The 20,269-nt window shown below is 39.7% G+C and carries 17 protein-coding genes and 1 pseudogene; 2 read left to right on the top strand and 16 right to left on the bottom strand.

Annotated features, from left to right (window positions below; genetic code table 11):
* Window positions 1-1,126: 1,126 nt before the first annotated feature.
* From WJP93_RS05655 to WJP93_RS05625, 7 genes are all read right to left on the bottom strand, one after another.
* Window positions 1,127-1,777 carry an HAD-IA family hydrolase gene (locus WJP93_RS05655; RefSeq protein WP_337547277.1) on the bottom strand — a complete coding sequence of 217 codons (651 nt, stop codon included), beginning with the start codon at window positions 1,775-1,777 and terminating at the stop codon, window positions 1,127-1,129.
* Between the two features lie 72 nt (window positions 1,778-1,849).
* Entirely contained in the window at window positions 1,850-2,539 is a 690-nt protein-coding gene (locus WJP93_RS05650; protein WP_337547276.1) for a response regulator transcription factor, read from the bottom strand.
* 1 nt (window position 2,540) lies between these two features.
* Window positions 2,541-4,211, bottom strand: coding sequence for a HAMP domain-containing sensor histidine kinase (locus WJP93_RS05645; RefSeq protein WP_337547275.1), 1,671 nt, complete (start codon window positions 4,209-4,211; stop codon window positions 2,541-2,543).
* A gap of 216 nt (window positions 4,212-4,427) precedes the next feature.
* A complete protein-coding gene (locus WJP93_RS05640; RefSeq protein ID WP_337547274.1) occupies window positions 4,428-5,144 on the bottom strand; it encodes a ComF family protein in 717 nt (238 codons plus the stop codon).
* Window positions 5,131-7,347, bottom strand: coding sequence for an ATP-dependent RecD-like DNA helicase (locus WJP93_RS05635; RefSeq protein ID WP_337547273.1), 2,217 nt, complete (start codon window positions 7,345-7,347; stop codon window positions 5,131-5,133). The genes WJP93_RS05640 and WJP93_RS05635 overlap by 14 nt, the downstream gene beginning before the upstream one ends.
* A 106-nt stretch (window positions 7,348-7,453) precedes the next feature.
* Window positions 7,454-8,452, bottom strand: coding sequence for a rod shape-determining protein MreB (mreB, locus tag WJP93_RS05630; RefSeq protein WP_066563623.1), 999 nt, complete (start codon window positions 8,450-8,452; stop codon window positions 7,454-7,456).
* Window positions 8,453-8,874: 422 nt separating this feature from the next.
* Window positions 8,875-9,639, bottom strand: a complete 765-nt coding sequence (locus WJP93_RS05625) for a copper homeostasis protein CutC (RefSeq protein ID WP_337547272.1) — start codon at window positions 9,637-9,639, stop codon at window positions 8,875-8,877.
* Between the two features lie 114 nt (window positions 9,640-9,753).
* Between WJP93_RS05625 and spoIIID the strand changes: the two are divergent.
* Window positions 9,754-9,996: pseudogene (spoIIID, locus tag WJP93_RS05620) on the top strand (sporulation transcriptional regulator SpoIIID); the annotation flags it as partial.
* A gap of 13 nt (window positions 9,997-10,009) precedes the next feature.
* Here spoIIID and WJP93_RS05615 read toward each other — a convergent pair.
* The 5 genes from WJP93_RS05615 to WJP93_RS05595 form a co-directional block, all read right to left on the bottom strand.
* Window positions 10,010-11,992: an LTA synthase family protein gene (locus WJP93_RS05615; RefSeq protein ID WP_337547271.1), complete on the bottom strand. Its 1,983-nt coding sequence runs from the start codon at window positions 11,990-11,992 to the stop codon at window positions 10,010-10,012.
* 814 nt (window positions 11,993-12,806) lie between these two features.
* Window positions 12,807-14,564 carry a M3 family oligoendopeptidase gene (locus WJP93_RS05610; protein ID WP_337547270.1) on the bottom strand — a complete coding sequence of 586 codons (1,758 nt, stop codon included), beginning with the start codon at window positions 14,562-14,564 and terminating at the stop codon, window positions 12,807-12,809.
* On the bottom strand, window positions 14,561-14,953 hold the full coding sequence (locus WJP93_RS05605) for a metallopeptidase family protein (RefSeq protein ID WP_066563615.1): 393 nt from the start codon (window positions 14,951-14,953) through the stop codon (window positions 14,561-14,563). Before WJP93_RS05605 ends, WJP93_RS05610 begins: the two co-directional genes overlap by 4 nt.
* A 229-nt stretch (window positions 14,954-15,182) precedes the next feature.
* A complete protein-coding gene (locus WJP93_RS05600) occupies window positions 15,183-16,325 on the bottom strand; it encodes a hypothetical protein (RefSeq protein WP_337547269.1) in 1,143 nt (380 codons plus the stop codon).
* Between the two features lie 108 nt (window positions 16,326-16,433).
* A complete protein-coding gene (locus WJP93_RS05595) occupies window positions 16,434-16,688 on the bottom strand; it encodes a hypothetical protein (protein ID WP_337547268.1) in 255 nt (84 codons plus the stop codon).
* 169 nt (window positions 16,689-16,857) lie between these two features.
* Here WJP93_RS05595 and WJP93_RS05590 point away from each other — a divergent pair, with 169 nt between their 5' ends.
* A complete protein-coding gene (locus WJP93_RS05590; protein ID WP_337547278.1) occupies window positions 16,858-17,517 on the top strand; it encodes a YkgJ family cysteine cluster protein in 660 nt (219 codons plus the stop codon).
* A 39-nt stretch (window positions 17,518-17,556) separates the two neighbouring features.
* Here WJP93_RS05590 and WJP93_RS05585 read toward each other — a convergent pair whose 3' ends face one another.
* The 4 genes from WJP93_RS05585 to WJP93_RS05570 form a co-directional block, all read right to left on the bottom strand.
* Window positions 17,557-18,171: a histidine phosphatase family protein gene (locus WJP93_RS05585; protein ID WP_118615767.1), complete on the bottom strand. Its 615-nt coding sequence runs from the start codon at window positions 18,169-18,171 to the stop codon at window positions 17,557-17,559.
* Window positions 18,172-18,365: 194 nt separating this feature from the next.
* Window positions 18,366-18,935, bottom strand: coding sequence for a chromate transporter (locus WJP93_RS05580; RefSeq protein ID WP_337547267.1), 570 nt, complete (start codon window positions 18,933-18,935; stop codon window positions 18,366-18,368).
* On the bottom strand, window positions 18,932-19,531 hold the full coding sequence (locus tag WJP93_RS05575) for a chromate transporter (RefSeq protein ID WP_066563654.1): 600 nt from the start codon (window positions 19,529-19,531) through the stop codon (window positions 18,932-18,934). The genes WJP93_RS05580 and WJP93_RS05575 overlap by 4 nt, the downstream gene beginning before the upstream one ends.
* On the bottom strand, window positions 19,528-20,262 hold the full coding sequence (locus WJP93_RS05570) for a GTP pyrophosphokinase family protein (protein WP_337547266.1): 735 nt from the start codon (window positions 20,260-20,262) through the stop codon (window positions 19,528-19,530). Before WJP93_RS05570 ends, WJP93_RS05575 begins: the two co-directional genes overlap by 4 nt.
* Window positions 20,263-20,269 lie beyond the last annotated feature (7 nt).

The following is a 20,269-nucleotide window of genomic DNA, read 5'->3' as shown; positions in this document are numbered from 1 at the left end:
AGAAATCTTCAGGGTTGGTTATACTGTTCAATTATCAAGGTTCTTTGTGATTTTTTCTTTGCCGTCTCATCGACAGCTCATCTAATATATCACAGTCGCCTGCATTTGTCAAGCACTTTTTCAACTTTTTTCAATTCATTGTTTTTAATGATTTCGAATTGTTTTTGTTATTGCTACAATTCTCATTATTGTTTTTGAATTGTTTTTGTTGTGTCTGTGTTGTTTTCAGCGACGTTGACTATAATACCACCCTTCCAAGGGTTTGTCAACAAGTTTTTTCTTTTTTTTGCAGCTTGAAAGCAGCAAAGAAATAATATCTTCGCTTTTATTCCCAAACACCAAAAAAGCGGGTATCGATTCTTTTTCTTCGATACCCGCTCTCAAACCTCGTTATCCATTGGACAATACCTCTTTCTTTGGCTGTCAACTTTTCAGGTTTAGGAATAAGATTTCTTTTTTGGTTTTTTCACTCTTTCTTATCCGCTTTGTTTTTACTATTTAGTTGTTTGTTGATTCATCCTGCAAGAACATCTTTTTCTTTTTTTGATTTTTATTTGTCTGCCTGCATTTCTTTGATAAGATAGACTATTCTGTGATACAAATACTTCTCATCATGTTTCCGAAATACAAATACCACGTTTTTCTATCGGCTTCCCTTCGATTCTTTTCTTTCTCTTTGGGGTTCCTCTTATTTGTTTTCTCTTCACAAATAAGAAATCTTTGATTGCTTTTGGCAGATTTGAAAATCCATTCCGTGCCGAATCTTTTTTCCTATGTTTCAACTACTTTTTATAAAGTAATGAAACGAAGTTTAATTGTACTTTGGACCGTACCTCCTTTTCTGGGTTTCCCTCCCTATTTTTTTTGGATGTTTATTTCTTTGTTGTGACTTCATTATAGCCTACGCTCCCTATTTTGTCAAGTACTTTTTGAAAATATTTTTAAGTTTTTCTTTATCTTTTCTTAATTGTATAAATTGTATATAATTATTTAAGCAATTGTAAAATACTTTCTTTATTTTACTCGGTGTTCTCTTTTTGTTGACTGAATCTTTTCAAAAAAGAGCTTTGATGTTACAGTCAATACCATACCATCAAAGCTCTTTTCACCATTTTTATCTTCGATATTATTCCCAGTTTAAGAGAATATTTTTTAAATCTTCTACGCTCTTAGCAATCTTCGTAGCCCCTGCTTTTTCTAATTCCTCACGGCTTCCATATCCATACAGAACACCTACACTGTCAATTCCCATTGCCTGTGCTCCCTTTACGTCATAGCTGCGATCACCAACCATGACAGCCTCCGACAAATCCGAAATATTCATCTGTTCCAACGCATATGCTAAAACTTCTGCCTTATTAGTTCTTCCCTCATCCATCGTAGCTCCGGCCATTACCTTTATATAATCACGGATATGAAAATGACGCAGCACAATATCAGCAAATGCTTCTGGCTTTGAGGTTGCCATCGCAAGAAAATACCCTTTATCCTGAAGTTCTTTTAGCATTTCTTCAATGCCCGGATAAATTTCATTTTCGTAAATTCCAGTCGGCTGAAAATACTCACGAAAAGCAGCAACAGCTTCCCTTGCCTGCTCATCATTCATACCATACCTGTCACGATACGTATCTAAAAGCGGCGGTCCGATAAAAAATGTCAGATCATGGTAATCAGCTTCAATCCCAAAATGTGCTAGTCCCCTTGCCGCTGATTTGCAGATTCCTTCCATCGGATCTGTCAACGTACCGTCTAAATCAAATAAAATGTACTTTTTCATACTCTTCGAAAGCACAGTTGTATTACTATGCCTTTTCTCCTTCCTCTCACAACAATTCTTTTATAACAGCCATCAAACCTTAAAGCGATAGCCTACACCCCAAATCGTTTCAATATACTGAGGCTTGGAGGTATCATATTCAATCTTTTCGCGAATCTTCTTAATATGAACAGTTACAGTTGCAATATCACCGATTGATGCCATATCCCAGATTTCACGAAACAGCTCATCTTTTGTGAAAACATGATTCGGATTTTCAGCAAGAAACGTCAACAGATCAAATTCCTTTGTTGTAAATGCCTTTTCCTCACCATTTACCCACACACGGCGCGCTGTTTTGTCAATCTTGATTCCTCTAATCTCCACAATATCATTTTGCTGTGCATTGCTGCCAACTAATCTCTTATAACGTGCCATATGTGCCTTTACTCTTGCAACAAGCTCACTTGGGCTAAATGGCTTTGTCATATAGTCATCGGCACCAAGACCAAGACCTCTTATCTTATCAATATCATCCTTCTTTGCTGAAACCATTATAATAGGTGTATTCTTGTGCTCACGAATCTTCTTGCAGATATCAAATCCATCAATTCCTGGAAGCATCAGATCTAAAATGATCAGATTAAAATCTTCTTTGAGTGCACGTTCAAGTCCACTAGTACCAGATGTTTCAATCTCAACCTCAAATCCAGAAAGCTCAAGATAATCTCTTTCTAACTCTGCAATGCTAATTTCATCTTCTATTATTAATATACTTGCCATGTCATTCCTTCCTTTCTTTTCCGCGCATCTGCATTATATGCGTTGAATTTTTTGACGAATTATCCTGTGTAAATACAACCTTTCCTGTACCGCTTTCTTTCGTCAATTTTTGCTCTTTTGTTTTGGCTTCTTTTACTTTTGTTTTTTCATCTGTATCGTCTGCCTCTGCTGACTCTACATTTTGTACATTTTCCTGATATTTTCTTAAAACAAAGTACACAACTGTTCCAGTACCTTCTTTACTTGAAGCCCAAACTTTTCCGCCATGATCTTCTAGTATCTTGCGCACAATAGAAAGGCCGATACCACTTCCTCCCTTTGCCGAATTACGCGATGAATCAGTGCGGTAAAAACGATCAAATATATATGGAATATCTTTTGTCGCAATTCCTTTTCCATTATCCTCAATCTCAACTTGAATAAAGTCACCGACATCTTTTATTCGCATATTGATAAAGCACTGTGACTTGTCAAAGTATTTGCATGAATTACTTATGATGTTATTGACCACTCTTCGAATCTGCTCTGGATCAGCAATAACCATTACTTGTTCATCTACATAATTGGCATACTGGAATACAATATTTTTTGCACCAAGATCAAGTCCAACTTCTTCGGCACAATCTCCAAAATAATCGCTGACATTGATTTTTCTAAAATTGTATGGAATGCGATTAGTATCAATCTTTGAGTAAAATGTCAGTTCATCAATAAGGCGCTGCATATCGTTTGCCTTGTTGTAGACAGTTTTAAGATAACGTTCCATCTTTTCTGGTGTATCAGCAACACCATCCATGATTCCTTCCACATATCCCTTGATAGATGTGATAGGTGTTTTCAAATCATGCGAGATATTACTAATCAGCTCACGATTTTCGTTGTCAAAACGTATCTTCTCCTCTGCACTTTCCTTAAGGCGCTGTCTCATCTTCTCAAAATCTGTACAAAGCTGCCCCATCTCATCATTTGATGCAGCAGTCACCAAAAAATCAAGATTTCCTGACTTAATTTTCTCAGTGGCCAGGCGAAGCTCCTTAATAGGCTGTACAACTGAGCGGTAAATCCATGTTGTGAAAATACATGCCGTCAAAAATAGGATAAAAATCATTGCCAGCACAAACTGAACAACAAGCTGCTTTAACTCTGGAAGCCACTGATTAACCTTTACAAGTGTATATACCTGTGCACGGCTTCCATCTGCAAATTTGCTGTCAGCTGCCTTTCCAAGTATAGTATTCTCCTTACTCAGATATACAGTACTAGTATCATCGGCTGCATCTATTATTTCCTGTGACTCTCTTTCGATTGCCTCAATCTCTTCCTGCTTGAGAGGCTTATAGCTGTAGTAAATGTCCTCATCCTTAAGAACAACTACATTAATAAATTCTCCTGCCTCCTTCTCACAGTACTTTTCCAGCATCTTTTTGTCTTCCAGCAACTGACTGTCTTCTTCTATTTCATCCTGCAATTTCAGCTGTACATTATTCATCAGCTGACTAAATAATTTATTATTATTAGGAAAAAAATCCGTAAGCTCTGCTGACACGCCATAGCTGTTCTGAATGATTACAAACTGATAGCGTACTAACACAACGCTAAATACACAAAATAAAAACAACGGTATTGCCATAATCATTAAAAATGATATGATCAGCTTATTTTTCAGCTTCATGGCACTCTCCTTTCTTTTGTTTTACCAGCTTGTCTGCTCAAAATTTATGAGCTTTCTCGATAACTGGATGCCATAAGCTTATTATATCAGATTCTTCCTAATGCGTATCTAAAAAATGAGCGAATGATTCTAAAAAAAATATAAAATGCGGCAGTTTACGCACCATGATACGAAAGCCCTTCGGTGCAATGGTTTCGGGCTTTGCGTGAACTGTAACTATGATGCTTCATCCCGCCCTGAGCTGAGTGCAAATCCGTAGACTTGCTGTACTCCCGCCGCGAGAAGTGCTTTAGCACATGATTCCATGGTACTTCCTGTTGTATAAATATCATCGACAAGTATCACGCGTTTGTATGCCTGTGCCCGTTTTTTATCTGCTGTAAATGCATCTTCAAGATTTTTCTGACGCGTCGCACTGTCGAGATCTTTTTGCGGATGTGTCTTTTTGACACGAATTAGAACTTTTGTGTCAATTGGAAGTGACCAATCTTCTCCTATTCGCCTGGCAATCTCCTCCGCCTGATTAAAACCACGCTTTTTTTGTCTTGATGGATGAAGCGGAATAGGAATTAAGCAGTCACACTGCCATCGCATAATAGTATCTCGATACTCATGAGCTGCCTCGCTGCAAGGGTAGTCAAGAAGCTGTCTTTCATTATGATACTTTACATGAAAGATCATTTTGTGAACCCATTCCTGCCTGTAATCATATCCAGTCAGGCTGCGGACAATGCAACGTTTCATTCTCATACAATCCTCACAATATTCCTTTTCTTCATTAAGCAGCAGACGACCACATTTTAAACAGCCCTTATCTGCTACCAAACGAAAATTTTTTCTGCAGGTATCACAAATCATTTCTCCCCATGGGCTTACAATGTCTCTGCACACAGGACAGCGCCTTGGGAAAAACAACTCATCAAGCCAGCTCATATACCTCCTTTATCCGATCCTTTAATCCGCTGTAACGTTTTTGCTCCTGTTCATTTGCAATCATCTCCTGAAAAGTGTGCACACTTCCCACAATGCAAACGCAGCTTTTCGCTCTTGTAACTCCCGTATAAAGCAGATTTCTGTTCATTAACATCCTTGGTCCTCCAAGAAGCGGCAAAATCACGGCCGGGTACTCACTTCCCTGTGATTTATGAATTGTAACGGCATAAGCTAGTTCCAATTCCTCTGCCTGCTTAAACTCATATTCAACACGGCGTCCTTCCTCAAACTCAACTGTAATCCTTTCAGTATAGGAATTTATTTCCCTCACAATTCCCATATCTCCATTGAATACGCCGACACCCTCATCAAGCGGCATACGATAACTATTTAACACCTTCCACTCCATCTGGTAATTGTTTTTGATCTGCATGACTTTATCACCCTCACGCAAAATAAAACTGCCAACAGTAAGTTCCTGCTTAGAAGGATCCGGCGGATTCAGTGCTTCCTGCAAAGCAGCATTTAGCTGTTCCACACCAAGAAGACCTTTTCTCATCGGTGTTAATACCTGAATGTCACGTGTGCTGCTGTTTACATAGTTAGGAAGCTTATCCTTTAAAAGCGTGATTGTCGCGCCGATGATATTTCCTGGATTATCGCGCTTAATAAAAAGAAAATCGCGGCTTCCGGGTCTTGGCTCCACCATCTCTCCAGCATTAATTCGGTGCGCATTCATGATGATATCACTCTCTGCTGCCTGTCTAAAAATTTTCTCAAGGCGTACAACTGGAAACGCATCTGAATAGATCATATCGCGCAGTACATTTCCAGGGCCTACGCTTGGAAGCTGATTCACATCACCTACAAGAATCAGACGCATTCCAGGAACTAGTGCACGAAGAAGTGATTTCATTAAAAAGATATCAACCATTGATACCTCATCAATAATCACAACATCTGTCTCAAGTGGATTATCTTCATTTCGTCCAAATGATGTTGCACCCTCGCCCACCATTCCAGAAAGCTCCAGAAGACGATGCACAGTTTTTGCTTCACATCCTGTTGCCTCCTTCATGCGCTTTGCCGCGCGTCCAGTAGGTGCAGCCAATAAAATATCAAGACCTTCCTTCTCAAAATAGCGAATTATTGTTCGTATCGTTGTTGTCTTTCCTGTTCCAGGTCCTCCGGTAATGATTGTCAGACCATTATTGACTGCTTCCGATACGGCAAGGCGCTGACGCTCATCAAGTGCAATATCCTGCTCTGTTTCAATTGCCTTGATTTTTGCCGCAATCTCATCAGATGTAATCGTATCCTTTATATTCAAATCCTTAAGCATCTGTGCAATCGTCAGCTCTGTATAGTAGCTTACAGAGGAATACACCATCTGAATGTCTTCTTTTGTCTTAACGACAATTCTCTTATCCATGATCAGATCCATGATGCGGTCATTCATAGAATCAATCTCCACACCAAGCAGCCGTCTAGCCTCCTGCATCAGCTGATCCATCGGAAGACATGTGTGTCCCTGTCCTGTTGCCTGTTCAAGCACATACAAGATTCCACTCCTGATACGAAAATCAGAATCTGGCAAAATTCCAGCTTTCGATGCTATCTCATCAGCAATACGAAATCCTACACCGTCAATGTCATCTGCAAGCTTATAAGGATTTTCACGAATCACCTGATATAAACGTCCCTGGTAAAAGCTATATATTTTCATGCCAAGGTTCTGAGTGATGCCATATTGCTGCAAAAACAACATCGCCTGGCGAAGATCCCTCTTTCCTGCAACGGCACCTGAAATTTCTAGCGCCTTTCTCATGCTGATTCCCTTCACCTCTGCCAAACGCTCCGGTTCCTCTTCCATAATGCGAAATGTATCATCACCAAACTTTTTAACAATTCTTGTCGCTAACGCCTCTCCAATTCCCTTTATTGCACCGGAACTTAAATATTTTAATGTCGAAGCTGCGTCACTCGGCGCGGTAAATTCATACTCCTGAACACGAAGCTGTTTTCCATAAATCGGATGGACATTCATCTCCCCGCGCGCAGTTAAATATTCTCCCTCGGACACATCAGGAAAAACGCCAACAAGAAACTCCTCCTTGTTTCCCTCCTTCATACAAAGTACCGAGTAACCGTTTTCTTCATTGCGAAAGACAATCCGGTCTATATATCCCTGTAACTCTACCATTTTCTCACCCTTACATAGTTTTCCTGCATGAACAAAACGAACCGGCAAAGATGTTGCTTTTCGCCCTCTTTTGCCGGTCTGTCTCACTATATTACCTACTAACTTATTAATCTCTTATCGAGTTCATAACTTCAATATATTTTCCAGTTCCAACTGCCACACAAGTAGTTGGCTCTTCAGCTGTCATCGTCGTGATTCCAAGACGTTCCTCAAGAAGCTGCTCAAGTCCTGTCAGCAACGCACCGCCGCCCGTAAGTACAATACCACGGTCGGAAATATCAGCTGCTAACTCCGGAGGTGTCTTTTCAAGTACCATATGTACAGCCTCTACGATCTGATTTGCTGACTCAGAAAGTGCCTCAAGAGTCTCCTCTGATGTAATCGTAACTGTCTTTGGAAGACCAGTTACAAGATTGCGGCCTCTTACATCAATTGCAAGCTCTTCCTGGCGCGGATAACAGGTACCAATCTTAATCTTGATTTCCTCACCTGTGCGCTCGCCAATTAAAAGATTATGCTTCTTTCTCATGTAGCGTACAATTGCCTCATTGAAATCATCACCAGCTACCTTGATAGATTCACTGACAACAGTTCCTGCGAGTGAAATTACAGCTACATCTGTAGTTCCGCCTCCAATATCAACGATCATGTTTCCGCAAGGCTTTGTGATATCGATTCCTGCACCTATTGCTGCTGCAAGCGGCTCCTCAACAAGATAAACCTCTCTTGCACCTGCATTAAATGTTGCATCCTCTACAGCTTTTCTCTCTACTTCCGTAATCTGGCTTGGTACGCAGACACAGATGCGCGGTTTTCTAAATGTTCTCTTTCCGATTGCCTTTTGAATAAAGTATCGGATCATCTTTTCTGTAATCGTATAGTCAGCAATTACGCCCTGCTTAAGCGGACGGATTGCAACGATATTTCCAGGGGTGCGTCCAATCATCATACGTGCCTCTTCACCAATCGCTTTTATCTCGTTGGTATTGCGGTCATATGCTACAACGGAGGGCTCCTTTAAGACGACGCCCTTCCCCTTTATATATACCAGAATACTGGCAGTTCCCAAATCAATTCCTATATCAGTTGACACGCCAAATGCCATGGTTAAAACTCCTTTCCCAAGACAAATATCCCCCGGATAAATGCCTACACAAGTATCATTATATACAATATCTTGAAAAAGGGAAAGTATTTTTTTCGATTTTCGCAAAAAATACTTCTTACGAATTTATTAAGGCCAGTTTGGTTCTTCTTTCGTTTCATAATTCCTTAATTTTTTTTCTTCTTTATTCAGATTTCGTACAAACTTCTGTCACATTTTTGAGATACATTATAACTGTACTTAAAAAGTACTTCAAGTCGATTCCCCATCACTTGAAAGCTTTTTCATACTCATACCCGGTGCTGCAAGGCACCGGGCCCCCCTCAAAAGACAAGAGACTTGTGATTGTCCCTATACAGGGTCCGGCATTTCAATGATTTGCCGGGCCTTTTCTAATGCTGTCTTTCAAATATGTACACATATTAAGCTTCTTTGCCGCTGCATGCATCAAGCACCATACGTGCACTTCTTACCTTCTTATCATCTGTCTGCCAGATCATATACTCACTCATTCCCGGAAGACCCATGCTTACTCTTGTATTTCGATACTTCATTGCACTCTCAAGCTCCATCTTTGCTGAAAGATGGAAATGTCTGATTCCCTTTTCATATAATGGCTTTATTACAGCATCTGACACACCTGCTCCTGCCAAAATATGGATTCTTCCATCTGCCTTTGCTGCAAGTGCTTCAAGACAATTTGCTCCTGCCATGGCTGATGGCTCTTGTCCGGACGTTAACAATGTGTCCACACCAAGATGAATCAGTGCCTCAAGTGCCTCAAATGGATCTCTGCACATATCAAATGCACGATGACATGTCACCTTACATTTTCCAGCTGCCTTCATACATTCTTCCATAAACTCCATATCAAAACTTCCATCTGGCAGCAGTGCACCGATAACAACGCCCTGAGCGCCTTCCTCGCGAAACGCCTGAATTTGTTCCAGAATCAGTTCCTTTTCATATTTGCTGTAGCAAAAATCACCAAATCTTGGACGAATTAAAATGCGCGCCGGAATCCCAGCCTCATTTTGAATGATACGATACATCTTCGTATCTGGTGTCGTTCCTCCAATGATCAGATTGCTGCACAGCTCAATACGATCTGCGCCTCCCTTTTTGGCTGCAATTGCAGACTCTACGCTGTCTGTACATACCTCGAGAACTGTTTTTTCTTTTTCCATTGTATTCCCTCTCTTTCTATTATTTAGAATGATTTCCCATTTTTCAATTATAGCATTTCTATTCTCATTTGCCTATGCATACATTGTAAAAACAAATATTTTTTTGAGGTTTTTATGAGAGATTACATAGAGGAACGCGCCATTCATATTGCACAGTACATTGTTGACAATGGCGCTACGGTTCGCCAGACAGCCAGACAGTTTGGCGTCAGCAAATCAACAGTTCACAAGGATGTCACACAGCGTCTAATACAAATAAATCCGCGCCTGGCTTTCCAGACACGGATTATTCTCGATATCAATAAATCTGAGCGTCATATACGCGGTGGAATGGCGACACGTGAAAAATATCGCCACCACACCGAGAATGTCACTTTTTCTTCGAATATTCACGCTCCATACGGTAATACTGAATATTCTGATACTCATTCAAAAGATTCTGAATCTCCTCAGGTGCATCGTCGTACTCCACCAGATCACCGTTATCATTTCGATAGCCAACTGCATTCATCATTGGAATTTGACCCTGCCACAGATTTTTACGGAATGTCTGATATTCATCAAGCTGTAATCCAGCAGTCTCAAACAGCAGAATATTCAGGTAATTCAAGCTGATCTCTACATTTGTCTGCTCTTGAATATCATAATTTGCCCAGATGAAGAATGGCGTCTTCTGACGCTGCTGCTGTTGTTCGTATGTCTGATTGTCAAAATCAAGGCCATACTCTTTGTAAATTGGACGAACCACATAATCATTTGGCTGATGATCGCCCCAGAACACAACAATAGTCTTTCTATCTGACTGAGATAATTCACTTAAAAGTGATGCAACATCCTGATCTGTTTCGTACATCAAAGACAAATATTTGTTCAGATATTTATTTGAATATGTATTCTTAAACTTAGCAACAATCTGCGGATCAAAGTTATCAAAATCACCGCCATAGTTGCTGTGATTCTGCATAGTAACATTAAACATAAAGAATGGTCCTTCTGTGTTGTTGCGCCACTCTAAAATACTCTTAAAATCAGCTTCATCAGAAACATAGTTGCGAAGCTTGTCCTCAAATGGAAAGCTTCCCTGGAAATAACGATAGTCAAAGCCCATAAGATCATAGATGAACTCACGATTCCATCCCTTTGCGCGGTATGGATGTGTACCATATGTCGTATAACCATACTCCTCTAACTGAGGAACAATTGTGCTGATACCATCACGTATATACTGTAAATATGGAACTGATCCATTTGGGAAAAATGCCATGGAATTTCCAGTTAAAAATTCAAACTCAGAGTTTGCTGTATTTCCTCCAAGAACAGAAACATCAGCATAACCACTGATTGTATTGGCTACTTCACCTCTTAAGATGCTATGGACAAACGGCATATAATCTTTGTTTGTCTCAAACTCACCAAGCACTGCCGGATCTGAAAATGTCTCATCCATGATGGCAATGATATCTGGCAGTTCTTCTGGTGTCTCCACTTTTTCCACTTCCTGTTCATTTAGCAGAGATAATGCATACTCATCTGAGTAATTTTTTGGCTCTTCAATCTGAAGAAAATGGATGTCCAAAATGAATGACACAAAAAAGCCATCCTTACTGTGCATATACTTTGCATTAAACAAAGTATCATTTAATCCTGTATTTCTCTCTAAATTATCCTGCCATAAATATGAAATATAAAAATAAGCCGGAATACACATAGCCACAGTAAGAATCGGACGCAGGATTTTTTTATTCAGACGAATATTGGTTCTCACACCGACAATTAACATTAAAATAAACATTGCAATGTGCTCTGCAAGCGCCCAATCTACTGAAAAGACGTAGTTGTCTGCCACACTCATTGCTGTTTCAAAGGAATATATATCCCATGGAACAATAGGATTTGAACGAAACATAACAACAAAATAGTTGCCAACACCAATAATGGCAATTGCTGACACACAGATGGCCATTGAAATGCTAGTTCGCCCAGCTATGAAGAACACAAATAAAAATAACCAATAGTAAAATGCAATATTAAGCCGCTTTGCCAGCTCAATCATGGTACTCATCTGATGAGTCAGTGTCTCAAATGTGTAAAAACAGCCTAACGGGATGACAAGTGCAAATAGAATGCGGATCACTGGATGCACTGGCATATCAATCATATATATGGCGAGAGTGAGCACACAAATACCTGCAAGAATCGCACAATCTTTTGCAGAAAATTCACTGTAATACCAAGCCATGCCAATCAGAACGCCAAAACAAAGCAACAATATTGCCGCCTTGATCAGACGTGGTTTTGTCTTGCCGATATGTACCTCCTGCCGCCATGAAACGGCCTTTTCCTTAAAACTCATTCCTTTCTTTCTCCTTCCGCCTGAGTCTTCACAGGCAATCAATAAAAATCATTGATTACTTTAGCACAAATAGAGATGAATGTAAAGTGAACAATAGTCACAAAAGCTCATTCGGTGCTATGTTACGAAAGAGCATCGGGGACAGGTTACCGCGCCCATTCGCAAAACGCGCTTCGCGCTTACTCGCTACTTCGCACAATGGTTTCACCACTGTTCACGGGACGCCCATTCACAAAACCGCACGTTCCGTGCGTCGCCGCTAATCGCAAACTAAGTTTGCTCGCAGCTTTGTTTTGTTCATTAACGGGCGTCCACTTCGTCCTGCTGATCTGTCAAATTTTCATGCAAGCATGAAATTTGTCCAGATCTAGCATGACGCGTGAACTTTTACATAAAAAAATACCCTGGCTTTCGCCAGGGTACTAAAAAAGGGGGAGGGCTGCCGGTAACTCACCCGGCTTGATGTTTTGTCTGCCTGTGGATTTCTCTAATTCACAGCCAATGCACTTACTCATAATGCATCTATGGCCGACTGTTTCAAAAGCTTTCATCTAAGCTTTGTCTATATAATACATGTTATTTGTGTCCAAATTTTGACCATCGTCTTAAAGAAATCTTACGAATTCTTACCAAACCATTATCAAAAATAAATATTTTATTAACTATTCAAAGCCATGCGAAATTGCAGGGAAAAGTACGAATCATGCTCGCATGAATGAGTACTTTTTCATACAATTTCATATGGCGAGAAGCCATAACGAGATGAAGCGCAGCGGAATCGAGGTACGGCTCTGAATAGTTATCAGAGCATTTTTTAACCGATCAATGCTGCATATTCATCAATCAGATTTGCAAATGTCTGAAGGCTGCTTCTCCAGAAATCTGGCTTTGTCAAATCTATTCCTGCCATTTTTGCTGTGTCCTCTACAGAGCATGTCGCAGTTGCTTTTAGCAGTGCATTATATTTCGGAACAAAGCTCTCTCCCTCATTTAAAAACTGTGTGTACAGACCCATTGCAAATAAACCGCCAAATGCATATGGGAAGTTGTAGTAGCTTAATCCTGATGAATAGTAGTGACCCTTGCAAGTCCACATATATGGATGAAGCTTTGTCTGATCAAGACCATCTCCATATGCTTGCTTCTGAGCATCAAGCATAATCTCCTTTAAGTCATTTGTCATCAAAAACTGCGCTTCACATTTATGGAATACTGCATCCTCAAATAAAAATCTGGAATAAATGTCACAGATAATCTGAGTTGTTCCGGACAGCAAATTTTCCAGAATAGCAAGCTTTTCCTGTGGATCATTTGACTTTTTATATGCACTCAGCATAAAGTGTGTCTCATTAAAAGTAGAAGCTGTCTCTGCAACTGGCATAGAGTAATCCTGATTTAAGATACGGTTCTCAAATATCTGCTTATTGTGGAAAGCATGGCCAAGCTCATGTGCAAGTGTTACAACAGAATCAAATGAACCATTGAAATTAGTCAAAATACGGCTCTGCTTTTCGGTCGTCACATTAGCGCAGAATGCACCGCCTACCTTTCCCTCATGAGGATAAAAATCGATCCAGCTCTCTGCGAAAGCGCGTGCCATCATATCAGACAATTCTTTTGAAAAATGACTGAAGTTTTCTACAAGCGTATCTCTTGCAGTTTCTGCAGTATAATTGGAATCCATCTTTCCAACAGGTGCAAACATCTCATACCACGGCAATCCGCCTTCGTATCCTAAATATTTTGCCTTTGCCTTTAAATATTCCCAGAACTTTGGCAGATACTCGCGCATTGCAGTGAACATTGCATCAAGAGTTTCCTTTTTCATACGGCACTGTTCAAGTGTCATGGCAAGAGGACTCTCATATCCCTTCTTTTCGCTTAACATGGATACCTGTCCCTTGATATTATTAAGTGCAAATGCAATAGAGTCCGCAATTTTATCATAGCTTGCAAGCTCAGCCTCATATGCCTTCTTTCTTACTTCCTTATCCTCACTTGTTGCCAGATTTCTGACTGCCGAAAGGGTAATAACCTCTCCCTCATAATCTACCTTTAATGTGGATGTTAAATAGTCAAACAGCTTGCCCCATGCACTGCCGCCTGTGATATCCATATGTGCAATCAGATCTTCCATATCATCTGATAACATATGAGCTGCGTCTTTCTTTATCTCTGTCAGATAATAATTATACTCTGTAAGCAAACTGCTCTGTGCAATCACCTGATCAAGATTTTCAATTGAAGCTACATACTTGCAAAATGCAACGTTTGCTGCTGTCTGATTTGCTGCGATACGGTCATAACGTGCCCCCATATCATTTGTTTTACTATCTGACGTATTAACAGATGCCTTCAATGAAATAAACTCACCAAGACGACTTCCTAATGCTGCCATTTCTTCTTTTACCATAAGACATGTTTCCAGTCCCTTTACTGGGTCGAGTTTTTTGGCTGCTTCGATTTTTTCCTTCATTCCAGCAACCTCACTCTCAAATTTTTTCATGTCTTCGTCAAACTTCGGATCCTCATATCCGTGATACAGTACGTCCAATGACCATTCCTGATTCATTTTTCCCTTTTCCTTTCCGCACAAAGCCCTCTCTGCAGATAAGCTGCAATCTGTTCTTCGTCCCATTTTTCAAGAGAACGAATACCAGCACGCCCTTCTATGTGGTGCTTTAATTCATGACGCAGCACACGCGCAATCTCACGGCGCATTCCTTCATCGTCAAGATAGCCGAATAAACGCATCATACTTCCATAATAAATTACGATCTGTTTTCCCATCTGGTAGCTGTGCAGATATTGGCCTGCAATGTACAAATCATTGTTCTGCGCATAGGGGCTTAGCTTTGTCTCTTCTGAGATGATTACACCGCCGTTAAGTCCCTCATAGAACTTTTCCGGTATCTTTTCTGCCTCTTCCTGCAGGATTTCCTGAAATCTGTCATACTCCATGGCAGTCTTTCCTTTCTGTACTCTGTGCTTTACATCATTACAGATTTATCTTACCGCAGATGCGGAAATTAAGCAAGGGGTATATGCTGCCGGAAGGTTATTGGAAATGGCGTTACAGTTCATGCGTCATGCAACGAAAGCCTTCACCTTCAGGCTTTGCTGCAAATATTTGGCTTATCTATGAATATCTTGGCACCTGCTATGCTACAATTTTAGCTACAAAAATATATCACTTAATCGCTGGAACGAGTATGTCCACAACTGGCTGTTCCTGCTCTGCGCTTTTATCACTAACATCAGAGAACATTGATGCCATTGAAAATGTCACTTTCCAATATGGTGAAAATGTTCCTTCCCTCTCATCTCCATATTCATATACGGTGTTAGTTCCACTGTCAGAATCTAAACTATATACCACTTCGCTGGAAAGAACTTGCATCGTCTCTACGTCTTCAAAATCTTTCTTAAATTTAATTTTTGCCTTTTTTAAGGCCTCCTCCTCAGAAATAATAGTACACTGCGTTTCTCCAATATATTCTGGAGAATATTGGATTAACATATCAATAAGTCCATATCTCGGACTATAAATGGCATAATTGCAACTAGCATACTCCGATACTTGAACCGGTTGGTTATTCCAAGACAAATCTCTGTATACAATCAGATAGGCATCATCTCCTTCTCTCCATTCGCCGCCTGTTTGATTAACTGGATCATATCCTGGTGCAAAACACCATTCCTTATATCGCGGATCATTTACAATTTCCTGAATGTGCTCATATGTTATTGTATATACATCAACAGATGCAAACTCATATCCATACTGCTCCATAATTGCATTGCAGTAATCTGCTGCTTCCGCTCGACTGCAGCCTTCCAGATCAATCTTTTCCAAATTTTTGCTTAATGAATAATCGCCATATTGGTAGCTTGCATAGCGATATATATTTTTAAGTTCCTGTGGTAACTCCTCTTTTGAATAAATTGCAGGACCTGAATATGAAAATTCCATATTGTTCTGTATGATCACAATTTTATCCCCATAATAAGATAAATATGCCACTTTTCCCGGATAACAATAAAGTTCACCTTGATTATATGCCGGATACATTGCCTGATAGTCCTCATAATACTGTTGGACCTTTTGATATGGCTCCAAACAGCCATATTCTTCTAACCAGTTCCAAAGCTCATCTGTTACCTCTTCATGTGCTGGATAACGCACCTGATACTGTGGCATCAAAGTATCATCCTGTCCTTTTTCAAATTTTATAGAATAGACAGAATCTGGCGTTATACCATATTCAGAAATGTCAACATTTTCTGTCTGCAACGTTTTATAATTCTCCGCCTCTACAATAAATGTATTCATTTGCATTTACTCCTTTCTCATTGACCACTTGCCTTAAACCTTAAAAATCGCTTCTAAAATTTACCAGATCAACAAAGGGTACCGTTCCGAATGGATTTCTCGCAAATATTAACTCTTCTGCTTATATCCAATAATTCCCGCCATAACAAATGCCAATATTATAATCACATCACCTGCTACAATAGGCATAAGATTCTGATATTGCTCTCTCTTAAAAACATGAATCACTAGTAAAACAATCGCCAGTCCACTCGCTATCCAGTAGATTCCATAATGTTCACTGAATTTATGATTCTTCCACCCATACCACAAAAATGCTAATAGTGCAATTATTAAAATCGCCAAGATAAATACTGATAACATATTTTTAACCTCCTCTTATTTTTACACAACACTTGTTACTTTTAATATATCAGACTTTTTTTAATTTGCAAGGATATTAACTTTACATTTTTCTTACAGAAGTGATGGATTTTTCGCTTGTTTTGTTGTACTATTAAGGAAAAGATAAATGAAAAGGATTTTAATTATTATGCTTCGATCTGTTTCTATGGATGAAATTTCGGACGGTAAGCTTTACTCGTCCTCTGATATGGTGCGTGCTGACAGTCTTGGCTGCGATGGCTGCCATGAATGCTGCTGTCATATGGGCAATTCGATCTTATTAGACCCATTTGATGTTTACCAGATGTCTCAGGGACTGCATGTTCCTGCGGCTGCTCTTTTTAATGGTCAGCTGCAATTGACTCCTGTTGATGGAATTGTTTTACCTGCAATTGCCATGACTTCTGATAAGGATCAGTGTTCTTTTTTAAATAAAGCTGGGCGCTGCTCTATTCATATGTTTCGCCCTGGCTTTTGCCGCCTGTTTCCTCTAGGACGCGTCTATGACGGCACTGGATTTTCCTACTTTTTACAGACAGGACAATGTAAAAAAGAACGCTTAGCTAAAGTAAAGGTACGCCAATGGATTAATATTCCAGAGTTAAAGCGCTATGAGCAATTTGTATGTTACTGGCACTACTTTTTAAAGGATCTTGCCAAGACATCACAAGGATTATCTCCTGAACTAATTAAAACGCTTCATTCCTATATTTTAAAAGTCTTTTACCTGACACCATATCAGGATGGATCTGATTTTTATGATCAATTCTATATGCGCCTAAATGATGCAAAAAAATTATTTTTATAAGGAAAAAGTCTCCTGTCACAATCGACAGAAGACTTTTTCTTATGCTGTATACTGTTTTTCTCCCTCTTCTAGTACCTTAATCTGACCATCTTTTACTTCCACCTTTGTTACGGAACAGTTTTTCTTAAGACCACTCTTCCAAAAATCACAAATTGGCTGTTTGTTCACCCACAGCATCATTGACTGCAAAGCTGCACCATGTGTTGCAATTAAAATAGATTTGTCCTGAAGCTCTTCTCTTGTTGTGATATCTTCAAGGAAGTTCCATGTACGCGCGCAGAGCATTTTCGCATCCTCACCGTTTTCTGGTGCCTTATACTGCTCTGGATGTGCAAAGAACTCAGCAAAGCATCCAACCGGCTGCCCATTTTCATCTCTTCCTTTCATGCCTTCACAAATACCAAAACAAATTTCTTCGATTCTTTTATCCTCAATAATCGGAATATCTCTTCCTGCCAATACAAGCTCTGCCGTTTCCTTTGCACGCTTTAATGGGCTTGAAAAGGCAAGGTCAATATGGGTATTTGCTAGTGTTTTTCCAGCCTCAATTGCAGATTCGCGTCCATTTTCATTAAGTGGAATATCGGACTGTCCCTGCATTCTCATGTCTTTATTCCAGTCTGTCTGTCCATGTCTGATAAAATATAAAAGCATTGTTTATCCTCTCATTTTCGTAAAATTTCCGTAACTATTCAGAACCCCATTCGCAAAATCGCATCTTCGATGCTTCTATTTTGCTCATGTGGTTACCTCGCCATATAAAATTGCTATTCTGTCTGAATGCAAGCATTCACAGAAAGCAATTTTGCATGGCTCTGAATAGTTACAAATTTCCAATGAATACATTATCACAAAAGGAAGGTTCCTACAAGATAAATACCAAGTTTTGCCACGCCACTTAAAACCATGACAAGCACTGGGTTCATCTTGCGAAACTGAATCAGATACACAGCAGCAATAAATATAATTACCATATCAATCTGTGTCTTCTGAATCAAAATTATACCTTCTGGCCAAAACGCCGTAACTAGAATAGAAACACCTGCTGAAGCTATAAGTGCAACAACTGCCGGACGAAGCATTCCTAGTATTCCCTGTAACAGATCCATTTTTCTGTAACGAAGATAAAGCTTTGCAAGAAGCGTAACTAAAATACATGAAGGAAGGATGCATCCCGCTGTCGCAACAGCCGCTCCGCCAAGACCTGCAACCTTTAATCCTACAAATGTTGCACTGTTTACCGCAATCGGACCAGGTGTCATCTGTGAAATCGTGATCAAATTAGTAAATTCTGCCATGCTAAGCCATTTGTGACTGTCAACCACCTGACTTTGAATAAGTGGCATCGCAGCATATCCGCCTCCGAATGAAAAGGCGCCGATCTGAAGAAAACTTAAAAATAACTGTAAGTAAATCATTTCTGCACCTTCTTTCTCTGTGCTAGTGTAAGAACTGCACCTAAAGCACCGCAGGCTAAAATAATCAATACTACATTGACATTAAATACATAACCTGCTACAAATGCTGCAATCATAATACACATAGATAATATACTTTTTGAGCGGACAATTCCGCTCCCCATATCAAATACAACACATGCAATTACTGCACCAACGCCTGCCTGCATTCCTGTCAGCACCTGCTGCACATATACATTTGAAGCAAACAGCTCATAGAAAAATGAAATAACAGAGATGATTACAAATGGCGGAATAATTGTTCCTGCAATCGCCGCTATAACTCCAATAATACCTTCCAGCTTATAACCGACTACAATTGCACCATTTACAGCAATCGCGCCAGGTGTGGACTGCGCAATTGCAACAAGATCGAGCATCTCTTCCTCGTCAATCCATCCAAGTTCATCCACAAATTTCTTTTTCATTAATGACACGATGACATAACCACCACCAAATGTAAAGGCACTCAGATATAGAGTAGACCAAAACAGTTTGAGCAGACGCATCTTTTTTGATGCTGTCTGCTCCAGATTTTTTTCCAATTTTTCGCTCATGACTTCTCCCATTGTCCGCCTGCTGCCAAACGATTTTTGACTGCTTCCATACGCTGATCTAGTGTATTGATCATCTGTGCACATTCAAACAATTCTTTTTGAAGAGAATCCTTTTCAAATTCCGGAATCTCCTTTTTGTAGCGCAGCTTGTGCTCAAGGCTTGCCCAAAAATCCATTGCTATAGTACGCAGCTGTACCTCAACCTTCATCAAACACTTTTCATTCTGAAGAAAAATTGGAACACGTACAATCAAATGAAGACTGCGGTATCCGCTTGGCTTTGGATTTTTAATATAATCCTTTGTCTCAAGCAGCTCAATGTCATCCTGATCAAGCAAACATTTTGCCAGTGTATATATATCTTCCTGAAATGAGCATATTACTCTCACGCCGGCAATATCATCAAGATTTTCCTCCATTGACTTTGCACTAAAGGATTTTCCTTTTTGAGCCAACTTACGGCTGATACTCTCCATTGACTTTAATCTCGTCTTTATCGTTTCAATTGGATTACGATCATACTGAAGTGAATACTGTTCATTCAACACTTTAAACTTTGTCTCAATCTCCATAATCGCACAGCGATATTTCGACATCAGTTCATCAAATGGCCGTTTGTTGTCCTGAATCACATCGATTACATTTGAATTCAAAATCGCACTTCTAAGTACACGATCCATAATCTCTCCTGAAAATTCGATATGTTCAGTTCTGAGTTCTCTTATATCCATAGAAACC

Source organism: Anthropogastromicrobium sp. (genome assembly GCF_037349415.1).
GTDB classification, from domain to species: Bacteria; Bacillota; Clostridia; order Lachnospirales; family Lachnospiraceae; genus Anthropogastromicrobium; species Anthropogastromicrobium aceti.
Note: the sequence above shows the minus strand (reverse complement) of the source record. Positions and strands in the feature narration are given on the sequence as shown.

Coding starts and splice junctions, on each gene's coding strand:
- WJP93_RS05580 (WP_337547267.1), bottom strand. CDS start 18,935: ATGATTTACTTACAGTTATTTTTAAGTTTTCTTCAGATCGGCGCCTTT.
- WJP93_RS05590 (WP_337547278.1), top strand. CDS start 16,858: ATGCTTCGATCTGTTTCTATGGATGAAATTTCGGACGGTAAGCTTTAC.
- WJP93_RS05640 (WP_337547274.1), bottom strand. CDS start 5,144: ATGAGCTGGCTTGATGAGTTGTTTTTCCCAAGGCGCTGTCCTGTGTGC.
- WJP93_RS05600 (WP_337547269.1), bottom strand. CDS start 16,325: ATGAATACATTTATTGTAGAGGCGGAGAATTATAAAACGTTGCAGACA.
- WJP93_RS05570 (WP_337547266.1), bottom strand. CDS start 20,262: ATGGATATAAGAGAACTCAGAACTGAACATATCGAATTTTCAGGAGAG.
- WJP93_RS05615 (WP_337547271.1), bottom strand. CDS start 11,992: ATGAGTTTTAAGGAAAAGGCCGTTTCATGGCGGCAGGAGGTACATATC.
- WJP93_RS05625 (WP_337547272.1), bottom strand. CDS start 9,639: ATGGAAAAAGAAAAAACAGTTCTCGAGGTATGTACAGACAGCGTAGAG.
- WJP93_RS05585 (WP_118615767.1), bottom strand. CDS start 18,171: ATGCTTTTATATTTTATCAGACATGGACAGACAGACTGGAATAAAGAC.
- WJP93_RS05650 (WP_337547276.1), bottom strand. CDS start 2,539: ATGGCAAGTATATTAATAATAGAAGATGAAATTAGCATTGCAGAGTTA.
- WJP93_RS05655 (WP_337547277.1), bottom strand. CDS start 1,777: ATGAAAAAGTACATTTTATTTGATTTAGACGGTACGTTGACAGATCCG.
- mreB (WP_066563623.1), bottom strand. CDS start 8,452: ATGGCATTTGGCGTGTCAACTGATATAGGAATTGATTTGGGAACTGCC.
- WJP93_RS05610 (WP_337547270.1), bottom strand. CDS start 14,564: ATGAATCAGGAATGGTCATTGGACGTACTGTATCACGGATATGAGGAT.
- WJP93_RS05635 (WP_337547273.1), bottom strand. CDS start 7,347: ATGGTAGAGTTACAGGGATATATAGACCGGATTGTCTTTCGCAATGAA.
- WJP93_RS05595 (WP_337547268.1), bottom strand. CDS start 16,688: ATGTTATCAGTATTTATCTTGGCGATTTTAATAATTGCACTATTAGCA.
- WJP93_RS05605 (WP_066563615.1), bottom strand. CDS start 14,953: ATGGAGTATGACAGATTTCAGGAAATCCTGCAGGAAGAGGCAGAAAAG.
- WJP93_RS05575 (WP_066563654.1), bottom strand. CDS start 19,531: ATGAGCGAAAAATTGGAAAAAAATCTGGAGCAGACAGCATCAAAAAAG.
- WJP93_RS05645 (WP_337547275.1), bottom strand. CDS start 4,211: ATGAAGCTGAAAAATAAGCTGATCATATCATTTTTAATGATTATGGCA.